Consider the following 12,542-nt stretch of genomic DNA (forward strand, 5'->3'; position numbering starts at 1 on the left):
GGACGGGTCGGCAGCCGCGACGGGCCGGGTCGGCTCGCCGGGTCGGCTCGCCGGGTCGGCTCGCCGGGTCGGCGTGGAACGGATGGGGCGGGCGGTCCGAGCGGATCGGGGCTCGGACGACCCTGGATCGGTCGGGACGCTCACCGCGCGAACCACCGCGCCACCTGTCGGCGGCGTGGTGGGATCAGCGCGACCGCCAGCGCCAGCTCGGCGAAACGGCGGGATCAGGCCCCACTGGACGCCGTCAGCCCGGTGACGTGGCGGGTCGGCCAGTCGGGCTCGCGGGCGGTGGTCAGGTCAGGCGCGGCGGTCCGCGTCCCGGCCGGTCAGGGCCGGGCGACGGACCCGCGGGCGGGCGACCAGAAGGAGCCCGGACGCGGCCGGCGCGACGGCCACGTCGATCAGGGCATGCGTGAACATGCGCGCGACGCTAGCGGCCGGCCCGCCACCCCCGCGACGGGTTTTCTCACACGTCGACCGTGCGCCCCTGCGCCCGGGCGGTCTCGGCGGCGTCGAGCACCGCCACCACGTCCCGGCCGAACCACACGTCGCAGCGGTGGTCGCGGGTACCGGCGTCCACCTCCGCCAGCAACTGGTCGAGCGCGGCGCCGAACGCCTGGAGCGCGCTGCCGTCACCGGGCGGGATGCTCTCGGTGCCGTTCGCGCCGAACAGGACGAAGTCACGGGTGACCGCCTCGGCCGGCGCGTCGAGGGTGAGGGAGAGCGCGCTCGTCGCGCCGCCGTCGTGGGTGAGCAGCAGGTGCACCAGGCCGCTCGGCCCGTCCATCGCGGCGACCCGGGTGACCCGGCCGAGCACCGGCAGGATCAGTGACAACGCGTGCGGGCCGATGTCCCACAGCGCGCCCCGGTCGCGCCGCCACCGCGAGTCGCCGTACGGGTTCCCGGGCTGGTAGATCGAGGCGAACATGGTCCCCCGGGCGTGCTGCCAGCCGCCGGCCGCGGCGGCCGAGGCGAGGACGCCGGTGACATTGGGGTGGAAGCGCTGGGTGAAGAAGACCACCGAGGCCACCCCGGACGCCTCGGCGGCGGCGACCACCCGGTCGGCGTCGGCGAGGCTCAGCGCCAGCGGCTTGTCCAGCAGCAGGTGCCGCCCGGCGGTGGCGGCCCGGACCGCGATGTCGGCCTGCACGTCGGGCGGGAGCGCCACGGCGACCGCGTCGACGGCGTCGAGCAGCGCGTCGACGTCGGTGAAGGCCGGCACGCCGTGCCGGGTGGCCAGCGCCTCCGCCTTCGCCGGGTTGCGCCCCCACACGCCGGCCAGTCGGGCCCGGGGGTGGGCGTCGATGGCGGCGGCGTGCGTCTCCGCCGCCCAGTGACCGGTGCCGAACAACCCGAAGCGCACCCCTGCCCCCTGCCCTCGTCGTGGGCCACCGGCGTACGCCGGGACCGTGATCCACGCTAGTCGTCCGGCCCGGCCGGCGCGCCCCGACCCGCGCGGCGGCTGGCTACTACACGACTTAGTAGGCTGGGCCGGTGAACGACACTGCGTCGATGACCAGCGCCGCGGCGGCGGGCTCGCCGGTGGACGGGTTCCTCCCCACGATCGCGATCGTGCTGTCGCTGGCGGTCGCGGTCTGGGCCCTGGTGGCCGCCGTACGCCAGCAGCCGCCGGACCGGATCCAGTTCGCCGGCCTGGCCGTGGTGGAGGTGGCGCTGCTGGCGCTGACCGTGGTGGCGCTCGTCGCCCTCGGCGGTGGGGACCGGCCGGGCGAGCCGGGGGCGTTCTTCGGCTACCTGGTGACGCTGGTCTGCCTGCCGCCGCTGGCCTGGGTGCTGGCCCGGATGGAGCCGACCCGCTGGGGCTCGGCGATCGTCTGCGCGATCTGCCTGGTCACGCCGGTCGTGGTGGTGCGGTTGCAGCAGACCTGGGAGGTCGTCGGTGGTTGATTCCCGGGCGCCCGGACGCGCCACCAACCGCGGGCCGGGGCGGCTGCTGATCGCGGTCTACATCCTCTTCGCCATCGCCGCGACGTCGCGGGCCGGGCTCCAGATCGCCACGAAGTTCGACGAGGCGCCGGTGGCGTACCTGCTCTCCGCGCTGGCCGCGCTGATCTACATCGTGGCGGCGGTCGGGCTGGCCCGGGCCGGGCACGCCGGCCGCCGGGTGGCGCTGGCCTGTTGTTCGGTGGAGCTGGTCGGGGTGCTCGCGGTGGGCGTGCTGAGCATCGCCGACCCGGAGCTGTTCCCGGACGAGACGGTCTGGTCCGACTTCGGCAGCGGCTACGGCTACATCCCGCTGGTGCTGCCGGCGCTCGGCCTGCTCTGGCTGTACCGCACCCGCCGCGACCCCACCTGAACCGCGCGCTTTCCCGGAAAGCGTGGCCATGGGGCGCGAAATGGCCCCTCTTTCCGGGAAGGAGGGGCCATCCGCCCGGGGGCGGCGGTCAGTCCTTGGGGCCGCCGGCGACGTAGATGACCTGGCCGGAGACGAAGGACGCGCCCTCGCTCGCCAGGAACGAGATGGTGTGCGCGACGTCCTCCGGGCGGCCGGTGCGGCGGACCGGGATCTCGGCGGCGGCGTGTTCCTGGAGCGCGGCGAACTCGACCTTCATCCGGGCCGCGGTGGCCGCGGTCATGTCGGTGACGATGAAGCCCGGCGCGACCGCGTTGACGGTCACCCCGAACGGGCCCAGTTCGATGGCGAGCGTCTTGGTGAAGCCCTGCATGCCGGCCTTGGCGGCGGCGTAGTTCGCCTGGCCGCGGTTGCCCAGCGCGGAGGTGCTGGACAGGTTGACGATCCGGCCCCACTTCCGCTCGACCATGTGCTTCTGGGTGGCCTGGCTGAACAGGAACGCGCCGCGCAGGTGCACGCCCAGGACGGTGTCCCAGTCAACGTCGGTCATCTTGAACAGCAGGTTGTCGCGGAGCACGCCGGCGTTGTTGACCAGCACGGTCGGCGCGCCCAGCTCGGCGGCGACCCGCTCGACGGCGGCCTCCACCTGGGCCCGGTCGGCCACGTCCGCGCCGACGCCGAGCGCCCGACCACCGGCGGCGACGATGCCGTCGACGGTCTCCGCGGTGGCCGACTCCTCGATGTCGACCACGGCGACGGCCATGCCGTCGGCGGCCAGCCGGCGGGCGGTGGCCGCGCCGATGCCGCGTGCGGCTCCGGTCACGATGGCGACGCGGGGCTCCTCCGACATGATTACCTCCCGGTAACTTGGCTCGATCGGAGGAGCCTAACCCGCCGTCACGTCCGGCTACAGCGCCCCACCCCGGCAGAGCCGGATCCAGCGGTAACCGTGGCCGTTCAGCTTCAGCCGGTCGAGCTTGCCCACCTCGTCGTAGTTGCGGTCGCTCAGCACGTCGATCGGCAGGTCCGCCTCCGGCGCCAGGGTGCTCAGGTCGACCTCCACGTCCTCGGTGCCGAGGTTGTGCAGGAAGACCATGGTCCCGGTCCGCCCGTCGGCGCGGTGCGCGAGCACCCCGGCCGGCATCGGCACGTCGATGTGGGTGGTGCTGCCGGAGCCGACCTCCGGGGCCTCCCGCAGCGTCCGGATCATCCGCTCGAACCAGCCGAGCAGCGAACGCGGGTCCTTGCGCTGGGCGGTGACGTTGACCTGCTGGTAGCCGTACTCACCCTTGTCGATCACCGGGCGGACCAGCTTCTCCGGCTCGGCGGTGGAGAAGCCGGCGTTCTCCTTGTAGGACCACTGCATCGGGGTACGGATCGCGTCGCGCCCCTTCAGCGTCAGGTCCTCCCCCATGCCGATCTCCTCGCCGTAGCGCAGCACCGGCGTGCCGCGCAGCGAGAACTGGAGCGCGTACGCCAGCTCGATGTGCCGGCGGTCGTTGCCGAGCATCGGCGCGAGCCGGCGGCGGATACCCCGGCCGTAGAGCTGCATGTTCTCGTCCGGGCCGAACTTCGCCAACACGTCGTTGCGCTGGTCGGCGGTGAGCCGGGACAGGTCGATCTCGTCGTGGTTGCGCAGGAACGTCGCCCACTGGCCGCCGGTCGGCAGCTTCGGGGTGTCACGCAACGCGTCGATGATCGCCTCCGGGTCCTCCCGGGCGAACGCGAGCATCAGCCGGCCGTTCATCATGAAGTCGAAGAGCATGTGGATCCGGTTGCCCGAGCCGCTGCCGTCGCCGAAGTAGACCGGCAACTGGTCCGGCTCGACGTTCGCCTCGGCCAGCAGCACCGCGTCGCCGCGCCGCCACTGGACGTGCTGGCGCAGGTCGGTGAGGAAGTCGAAGTCCTTGGTCGCGTTCGGGTTGCCCGGCTCGGTCTTCTCGATGATGAACGGCACGGCGTCCATCCGGAACCCGGAGACGCCGAGCTGGAGCCAGAACGAGGTGATCTTCTTGATCTCCGCGCGGACCTTCGGGTTCTCGATGTTCAGGTCCGGCTGGAACTTGTAGAACCGGTGGTAGAACCACGCCTTGGCGGTCCGGTCGTAGGTCCAGGTCTCGTGCTGCTCGCCCGGGAACACCATGCCCTGGTGCCGGTCGTCCGGCTCGTGGTCGGCCCAGACGTACCAGTCGCGGTACGGCGAGTCGGGCGAGGACCGGGCGGACTGGAACCACGGGTGCTGGTCCGAGGTGTGGTTGACCACCAGGTCGATGATCACCCGGATGCCCCGGTTCTGCGCCTGGTGCAGGAGTTCGGCGAAGTCGCCGAGCGTCCCGAGCCGCGGGTCGACGTTGTAGAAGTCGGTCGCGTCGTACCCGTCGTCCTTGTTGGGGGACGGGTGGATCGGGTTGAGCCAGAGGCAGGTCACCCCCAGCCGGGCCAGGTAGTCCAGCCGGCCGATCAGCCCCTGGAAGTCACCCACCCCGTCGCCGTCGGAGTCCGCGTACGTGTCGACGTCGAGGCAGTAGACGACCGCCTCCTGATACCACCTGTCACCCATGCGGGCTCTACTTCTCCGAACGCGCGTTCTGGCAAACCCGGTACGGTGCCGGCATGAGCGAACGCACCGAGCGGAGCGAGGGCCGTGAGGGCATGCCCAGCCAGCACAGCATGAGCGAGGACACCGACTGGTCGGCCGGCACGTGGCTCAATCCGCCGGAGCGGGCCGAGGCGGTCGACGGCGGGCTGCTTGTCGAGCCGCGCGGGGGCAGCGACTTCTGGCGACGCACCAGCTACGGCTTCGTGCACGACGACGGTTCGGCGCTGCTCGCGCCGTTCGCCGGGGACACCGCCGTGGAGGTGTCGTTCCGGCTCGACTACGCCGCGCAGTTCGACCAGGCCGGCGTGCTGGTGCGGGTGGACGAGCGGCGGTGGACGAAGGCCGGGGTCGAGGTGAGCGACGGCGTGCCGCAGGTCGGCGCCGTGGTGACCGACGAGTTCTCCGACTGGTCGGTGGCGCCGGTGCCGGAGTGGTCGGGGCGGGAGGTGACGATCCGGGTGAGCCGGGCCGGCGACGCGTTGACGGTCCGCGCCCGGGTGGACGGCGAGCCGTGGCGACTGGTGCGGGTCGCGCCGCTCGACCCGGCGGCGTCCGCGACGGCCGGGCCGTACTGCTGCTCGCCCAGCCACGGCGGCCTGCTGGTCCGCTTCACCGGCTGGCGGCGGGGGCCAGCGGACGAGGCGCTGCACCCGGAGGGTTAGCCCGGTCACCGGCGGGTGTGAGCAAGACTCACCCGGGTACTACCCCCGGATCTCCGGCACCCGTGTGGAAGGACCGCCATGGCCCTCGCCCAGAACGTCGATCCGAACCAGTTCACCGGGCTGACCGGGTGGGTGGCGAGCGTGATCGACGCGTGGGGCGCGGTCGGCGTGGCGCTGCTCGTGGCGCTGGAGAGCATCATCCCGCCGATCCCGAGCGAGATCGTGCTGGCGATGGCGGGCTACCTGTCCGCCGAGGGCCGGTTCAACGTGGTGGTGATCGTGCTGGCCGCGACCGCCGGCTCGCTGCTCGGCGCGCTGGTGCTCTACTGGCTCGGCGCGGCGCTCGGCGAGGACCGGCTCAAGCGGTGGCTCGACCACATCCCGCTGGTCGACCTGGAGGACCTGGAGAAGGCGGACCGCTGGTTCGAGCGGCACGGCCGCTGGGCGGTGCTGATCGGCCGGGTGGTGCCGGTGGTCCGCAGCCTGGTGTCGATCCCGGCCGGCGCGAACCGTATGCCGCTGGGCGAGTTCATCCTGCTCACCACGCTCGGCAGCGGGGTGTGGAACACGCTGATCGTGGGCGCCGGCTTCCTGCTCGGCTCACGCTGGGAGGACGTCGACCGCTACAGCCAGTGGTTCAACTACGCAATCTTCGCGGTCTTCGGCGTGATGATCGTGAGCTGGGCGGTGAAGAAGGTGCGCCGGCGGCGCGCCCGGCAGTCGGTGACCACCGGGCGCTGACCGCCGGGCCGATCAGCGGCGGAACGTGAACCAGTTGACGTTGACGAAGTCCGACGGCTGGCCGCTGCTGAACGTGAGGTAGACGGTGTGCCGGCCGGTCACCGCGCCCACGTTGCCGGGCACCGAGGTCCAGGTCTGCCAGCCACCGGTGTTGCCGACCGCGAAGCTGCCGATCGGCGTCGCGGTGGGGCTGTCCACCCGCACCTCCACCAGGCCGCTCACCCCGGCCGCCGCGCCGGACGCGACCCGGGCCACGAAGTCGCGTGGCGGCGTGGAGCCGAAGTCGACGTTGTCGTAGCGGGCCCAGTCACCGTTGGCCAGGAAGCCGATGTCCTGCCCGCCCTCGGCGCACGTCTCCACCTGCACGCCGTTCTGCGCGTTGAACGACTCGGCCTGGATGGTCGCGTACGCGTCCCGCACCCCGCCCGGCGGCGGCGTGGTCGGCGTCGGCGACGGGTTGCTCCCGCCGCCCCGGGAGTAGACCGCCACGTAGTCGACGAGCATCGGCCGGCCGGACACGGTCGACGCGGTCGGCGTGGCGGAGCCGGCAACGCCGTTCGGGAAGCCGCCGCCCATCGCCACGTTGAGCAGCAGGAAGTAGCCGGCGTGACTGGTCATCTGGGTCCAGTACGGCTCACCGACCTGGGTCTGGGTGACGGTGTGGAACTGCTGGCCGTCGACGTACCAGCGCAGTTGCTGCGGGCTCACCGAGGTGTCCCACTCGAACCGGTAGGTGTGGAACGCCGACTGGCAGGTGCTGCCCGGGCAGGCGCGGGACGCGCCCCGGCCGTTGAACTCGTCGCACGGGCCGCCCGGCGCGACGCCGCAGTGCAGCACGCCCCAGACCGAGTTGATCCCGTTGACGTTCTCCATCACGTCGAACTCGCCGATGCCGGGCCAGTTCTGGTAGTTGCCCCGGTAGGGCGAGCCGAGCGCCCAGAACGCCGGCCAGTAGCCGGCCGCCGCCGCGCCGGTGACGTTGGGCATCTGGATGCGGCCCTCGATCGCCAGCACGCCGCCGCTCGACGGCTTGAAGTTGCTGCGTACCGTCTCGATCCGGGCCGACGTCCAGCGGCCGGCGCTGTCCTTCAGCGGGGTGATGCGCAGGTTGCCGGCACCGTCCTGGGACAGGTTGGCGGTGCTGGAGGTGTAGGTCTGGATCTCGCCGGTGCCCCAGTTTGCCGGGCCGCCCGGGTAGCTGGTGCCGGTGTCGACGATCCAGTTGGCGGACGAGGGCAGCGTGCCGGCCGCGCCGGTGAAGTCGTCGCTCCACACCAGGTTCCACCCGGCGGGCGGGGACGGCACGGCGGCCTGCGCGGTCATCTGGACGCCGGCGAGCGCGGTGGTGGCGGCGAGCACGGTCGCGGCCAGGGCGAGCCGGCGGCGGGACCGGGGCACGGTGGTGGGGGCGGCCGGGGCCGCCGGAATCGGGTTCATCGGGGTGCCTCTCTGCGGGGACGGGGCGGAGAGCGCTCTCTGAGAGCGATTTGTACGCGCCTGCCCCCGCATTTGTCAACAATCTTCAATGAATGCCGGTGGCGGCGACGGTCAGGAGGACTCGCGGACCAGCGGGAAGGGCAACGTCTCCCGGATCGAACGGCCGGTCAGCAGCATCACCAGGCGGTCCACGCCGAGCCCCAACCCGCCGGTCGGCGGCATCGCGTACTCCAAAGCGGTGAGGAAGTCCTCGTCCAGCTCCATCGCCTCCGGGTCGCCGCCGGCCGCCTGCAACGACTGCGCGGTGAGCCGCCGCCGCTGCTCGGTCGGATCGACCAGCTCGGAGTACGCCGTGCCCAGCTCCATCCCGTACGCCACCAGGTCCCAGCGTTCGGCCAACCGGGGATCACGCCGGTGCTGCCGGGTCAACGGCGACACCTCGGTCGGGAAGTCGAGATAGAACGTCGGCGCCTCGGTACGCGCCTCGACCAGCCGCTCGTACAGCTCCAGCAGCACCGCGCCGGCCGACCAGCGCGGATCGAACGGCACCCCGGCCGCGTCGGCCAGCTTGCGCAACGCGGCCAACTCGGTGTCGGCGGTGACCTCCTCGCCCAGCGCGGCCGAGACCGCCTCGTGCACCGTGACCGCCCGCCACTCGCCGCCCAGGTCGACCAGCTCGCCGCCGGGCCGGCGGGCCACCGGCGCACCGTGCACCGCGGTCGCCGCCGCCACGATCAGCTCCCGGGCCAACGCCCGCATGTCCTGGTAGTCGGCGTACGCCTGGTACGCCTCCAGCACGGTGAACTCCGGGTTGTGGGTGGCGTCCACGCCCTCGTTGCGGAACGCCCGGCCCAACTCGTAGACCCGCTCGATGCCGCCCACGGCGAGCCGCTTCAGATACAGCTCCGGCGCGATCCGCAGACTCAACCGCAGGTCGTACGCGTTGATGTGGGTGACGAACGGGCGGGCGTTCGCGCCACCGTGCACCCGTTGCAGGATCGGCGTCTCCACCTCCAGGAAGTCCCGCCCGGCCAGCCCGACGCGCAGGCTGTGCAGCGTCGCGCTCCGGGCCCGCACCATCTCCCGGGCCGCCGGGTCCAGCGCCAGGTCCAGGTACCGCTGCCGGACCCGGGCCTCCGGATCGGCCAGCCCGTGGTGCTTGTCCGGCAGCGGGCGCAGGCACTTGGCGGTCAGCTCCCAGCCGGTCACCCGCACCGACACCTCGCCACGTCGGGTCGCGTACACCTCGCCGGTGGCGCCCACGTGGTCGCCGATGTCGACAGTCGACCGCCACCGGTCCAGGTCGTGCTCCAGCATCAACTGAAGATCGCCGCTGCCGTCCCGGATCGTGGCGAACAGGACCCGCCCGTGGTCGCGGACCAGCAGCACCCGCCCGGCCACCGCCACCGTCTCGCCGGCACCGGTGTCCGGGGCCAGCCCGGCGTGCCGGTCCCGCACCGCCGCGCAGGTCGCGGTGCGCGGATAGCCCACCGGGTACGGGTCGACGCCGGCGGCCCGCAACCGGTCGAGCTTCGCCACGCGTACCCGGATCTGCTCCGGCCGACGCGCGGCGGGCGGCTCCGGCGGGACGGCCCGGACCGCCGCGGCGGCCGGCGGCACGTAGCCGATCCCACCGCCGGCCGGCGGCACCCCGTGCAGCGGCGTGGGCCGCCCACCGGGCAGGGCCAGGAAGCCCTCCGCGGCGACCGCCGCGAGACCGACCCGAGCCAGCTCGCGGCGCTCGGCGAAGCAGAGGTAGCGCGGCGTCCAGTGCGGTTGGTACTTCGCGTTGGAGAGGTAGAGCGACTCGAGCTGCCACCAGCGGGAGAAGAAGAGCAGCGTGTGCCGCCAGGCCCGGATGATCGGACCGGCGCCGATCCGCGCGCCCTGCTCGAACACCGACCGGAACGCGGCGAAGTTGAGCGACACCCGGTCGACGCCGAGGCGCGGGCCGGCGGCCAGCAGCGCGGCCACCATGAACTCGGTGACGCCGTTCTCGGCGGCGCGGTCCCGGCGCATCAGGTCCAGCGAGACGCCGTGCGTGCCCCACGGGCTGAACGAGAGCAGCCCGCGCACCCGGCCCGCGCCGTCGCACGCCTCGACCAGCACGCAGTCACCGTCGGCCGGGTCACCGAGCCGGCCCAACGCCATCGAGAAGCCGCGCTCGTGCCCGGTGTCCCGCCACGCGGTGGCCAGCCCGGCCACCTCGGCCAGCTCCTCCGGCGGGATCTCGGCGTGCCGGCGGACCCGGGCGGTGTAGCCGGCCCGCTCGACCCGGTGCACCGCCTGCCGGACCGGCCGCATGTCCCGGCCGTCCAGGTCGAACTCCCGGGTGTGCAGGATCGCCTCGTCGCCGAGCTGGAGCACCTTCAGGCCGTGCCGGCGGTACGCCCGCGCGCCGGCCTCGCTGGCGCCGAGCACCGCCGGCGTCCAGGCGTACGCCCGGGAGTGCTCCAGCCACGCCTCGATGGCCGGCCCCCACGCCTCCGGGTCGCCGACCGGGTCGCCGCTGGCCAGGCTGACGCCGTTGACCACCCGGTAGGTGAGCGCGGCCTTGCCGCTGGCCGAGAAGACGGCGGCCTTGTCCCGCCGGGTGGCGAAGTAGCCGAGCGAGTCCCGCTCGCCGTGCCGGGCCAGCAGCTCCCGGATCCGCTCCTCCTCACCGGCGTGCAGCACCGCGTTGGCCCGCTGCGAGCGGACCAGCGTGAACAGCGCGGCCAGGAACGCCGTCGCGCCGAACGCGCCGAGCAGCAGGTTGACCCAGCCGGGCGCCTGCCCCCGACGGGTCAGGTCCAGCGTGATCGCGCCACCGAAGACCTTCTCCACCGCGTAGCCCAGCCGGTCCGACCAGGTGTGCAGGCTGCCCGGCTCGACCAGGAGCAGCAGATAGCCCAGGCCGACGAAGACGGCGGCCAGGCCGGCGAGCACGCCCAGCGCACGCCAGGTGCTGCCGGACCGGACCCGGGCGTAGAACTCCCGCCGCGCGGCCACCAGCAGCGCCACCGCGGCGGCGGCGAACGCGATGCCGACCCAGACGCCGATCGTCTCCAGCGTGCCGAAGAGGCGCTGGCCGGCGGCGTGGTTCAGCTCGTTGGCGCCCACCAGCAGCAGCAGCCCACCTGCCGTCAGGCCGACCACCAGCGTGAGACTGAAGTAGACCAGCAGCACCCACCAGGCCAGCCGCTTGCGCCGCCTCGCGGCGGCGGCCAGGACGCCGAGGAAGACCGCGTACGCGAGGTTCGCCGGCGCGGGCACCAGCAGCGCGTCGATCGCGGTGCGGACCGGTTGGACGTCGGCGGCCACCGCGCTGCTCAGCGCCGCCAGCGCGCAGACCGCCGCGATCACCGCGAGCAGGATCGCGAAGCCGCGTGGAACCTGGGCGCGAACGCCGGTCACCGTGCGCGACGTGCCGTTCGGAGTCACCACGACCTCCTCCGGCCCGGCGACCGCCCGCCGGGCCGGCTCATCGTAGTCCCGCGTCCCGTCACCCGACGGCCCTCCGCGGCACGGCGGCACACGACCGACCGGGCGAATCGGGCCGACACGCCGTCCGACGCGTTTTCGGGCATCGACACGGTGGGTAACAGAGCGTCGACCACGCGGCACGGTGTCGCGGCCGGTCGGAAAGAGGCGGTGGTGGCGATGAGCGGCTCAGTGGCGGAGCGGGAACGGCACGCCGCCGAGGGCGGGACGGACCTGCTGACGGTCGGCGTGGAGGAGGAGTTCCTGCTCGCCGATCCACACACCGGCACCGCCGTGCCCGCCGTCGAGCTGGTGATGGAGCAGGTGCCGGCCGAGCTGCGCGGCCAGGTGGAACGCGAGTTCCAGACCAGCCAGATCGAGATCGGCAGCCCGCCGGGGCTGGAGCTGTCCTCGATCCGGCACTCGCTGGGGATGCTCCGCGCCGAGTTGGCCGACGCGGCCGAGCGGGCCGGCGTACGCCTGCTGGCGATCGGCACCGGGCCGGTCGACGGACCGGTGCCGGCGGTGGTGGACAAGCCGCGCTTCGACCGGATGATCGAACGGTTCCGGCTGCTGGTGCCCGGTCCGGGCAACAACGGCATGCACGTGCACGTCGGCGTGCCGGACCCGGACACCGGCGTGCAGGTGCTCAACCACGTCCGGCCCTGGCTGCCGACCCTCCAGGCGGTCACCACCAACTCCCCGTTCTCCCGGGGCGAGGACACCGGCTACGCGAGCTGGCGCTCGATCGAGTGGGAACGCTGGCCGTCGGTGGCGCCCACGCCCTACCTGGAGTCGCACGAGCACTACCAGCGGCTGATCCGGCAGCTCATCGCCAGCGGCGTGATGCTCGACGAGGGAATGCTCTACTGGTACGCCCGGCTCTCCGCCAAGTACCCGACCGTGGAGATCAGGATCGGCGACGTCTGCCCGTCGGTGGACGACGCGGTGCTGGTGGCCGCGCTGGTCCGGGGCCTGGTCGCGACCGCGCTCACCGACATCGCGGCCGGCCGGCGGGCCGTCAACACCGACCACCACCTGCTGGTCGCCGCGCACTGGCGGGCCGCCCACGACGGGCTGGAGGGCCAGGGCGTCGACCTGACCGACGGCGAGCTGCGCCCGGCCTGGGAGCTGCTGGAGCGACTCGTCGACCGGCTCCGCCCGGAGCTGGAGCGGCACGGCGACCTCGACCGGGTGACCGAGCTGCTGGACGGGCTGCGCCGGCACGGCAGCGGCGCGGCCCGGCAGCGGGCGGTGTTCGCCAAGACCGGCAAGCTGGTCGACGTGGTCGCGGACGTGGCCCGGCAGACCCGTGGTTGAGCCGCCC

At 73.3% G+C, this 12,542-nt stretch carries 11 protein-coding genes; 5 read left to right on the forward strand and 6 right to left on the reverse strand.

Annotated elements, in window-relative coordinates; all coding sequences use genetic code 11:
- Nucleotides 1-297: 297 nt before the first annotated feature.
- On the reverse strand, nt 298-420 hold the full coding sequence (locus tag TPA0908_RS12690; protein ID WP_281937667.1) for a hypothetical protein: 123 nt from the start codon (nt 418-420) through the stop codon (nt 298-300).
- 46 nt (nt 421-466) lie between these two features.
- A complete protein-coding gene (locus TPA0908_RS12695; RefSeq protein ID WP_281937669.1) occupies nt 467-1,363 on the reverse strand; it encodes a Gfo/Idh/MocA family protein in 897 nt (298 codons plus the stop codon).
- Between the two features lie 149 nt (nt 1,364-1,512).
- Between TPA0908_RS12695 and TPA0908_RS12700 the strand changes: the two genes are divergently transcribed.
- Together TPA0908_RS12700 and TPA0908_RS12705 are read left to right on the forward strand one after the other, a co-directional pair.
- On the forward strand, nt 1,513-1,908 hold the full coding sequence (locus TPA0908_RS12700; protein WP_199199984.1) for a hypothetical protein: 396 nt from the start codon (nt 1,513-1,515) through the stop codon (nt 1,906-1,908).
- Entirely contained in the window at nt 1,901-2,317 is a 417-nt protein-coding gene (locus tag TPA0908_RS12705) for a hypothetical protein (protein WP_281937672.1), read from the forward strand. The genes TPA0908_RS12700 and TPA0908_RS12705 overlap by 8 nt, the downstream gene beginning before the upstream one ends.
- 88 nt (nt 2,318-2,405) lie before the next feature.
- Here the strand turns inward: TPA0908_RS12705 and fabG are convergent, their stop codons facing one another.
- Together fabG and TPA0908_RS12715 are read right to left on the reverse strand one after the other, a co-directional pair.
- Complete coding sequence (fabG, locus tag TPA0908_RS12710) at nt 2,406-3,164, reverse strand: 3-oxoacyl-ACP reductase FabG (RefSeq protein WP_281937673.1); 759 nt, start codon at nt 3,162-3,164, stop codon at nt 2,406-2,408.
- 57 nt (nt 3,165-3,221) lie between these two features.
- On the reverse strand, nt 3,222-4,874 hold the full coding sequence (locus TPA0908_RS12715; RefSeq protein ID WP_281937675.1) for an alpha-amylase family protein: 1,653 nt from the start codon (nt 4,872-4,874) through the stop codon (nt 3,222-3,224).
- Nucleotides 4,875-4,927: 53 nt separating this feature from the next.
- Here TPA0908_RS12715 and TPA0908_RS12720 point away from each other — a divergent pair, with 53 nt between their 5' ends.
- Both TPA0908_RS12720 and TPA0908_RS12725 read left to right on the forward strand, forming a co-directional pair.
- Complete coding sequence (locus TPA0908_RS12720) at nt 4,928-5,575, forward strand: DUF1349 domain-containing protein (RefSeq protein ID WP_281937677.1); 648 nt, start codon at nt 4,928-4,930, stop codon at nt 5,573-5,575.
- A 78-nt stretch (nt 5,576-5,653) separates the two neighbouring features.
- A complete protein-coding gene (locus tag TPA0908_RS12725; protein ID WP_281937678.1) occupies nt 5,654-6,316 on the forward strand; it encodes a DedA family protein in 663 nt (220 codons plus the stop codon).
- 12 nt (nt 6,317-6,328) lie between these two features.
- On the opposite strand, the gene TPA0908_RS12730 is transcribed toward TPA0908_RS12725, so the two are convergent.
- Together TPA0908_RS12730 and lysX are read right to left on the reverse strand one after the other, a co-directional pair.
- Nucleotides 6,329-7,753 (reverse strand): carbohydrate-binding protein, encoded by a 1,425-nt coding sequence (locus tag TPA0908_RS12730; protein ID WP_281937679.1) that lies wholly within the window; start codon nt 7,751-7,753, stop codon nt 6,329-6,331.
- A gap of 111 nt (nt 7,754-7,864) precedes the next feature.
- Complete coding sequence (lysX, locus tag TPA0908_RS12735; protein ID WP_281937680.1) at nt 7,865-11,176, reverse strand: bifunctional lysylphosphatidylglycerol synthetase/lysine--tRNA ligase LysX; 3,312 nt, start codon at nt 11,174-11,176, stop codon at nt 7,865-7,867.
- A 210-nt stretch (nt 11,177-11,386) separates the two neighbouring features.
- On the opposite strand from lysX, the gene TPA0908_RS12740 reads away from it, so the two are divergent.
- Nucleotides 11,387-12,535, forward strand: coding sequence for a carboxylate-amine ligase (locus TPA0908_RS12740; RefSeq protein WP_281938578.1), 1,149 nt, complete (start codon nt 11,387-11,389; stop codon nt 12,533-12,535).
- The last annotated feature ends 7 nt before the right edge of the window (nt 12,536-12,542 follow it).

It is taken from the genome of Micromonospora sp. AKA38, from assembly GCF_027925725.1.
Classification (GTDB): Bacteria; Actinomycetota; Actinomycetes; order Mycobacteriales; family Micromonosporaceae; genus Micromonospora.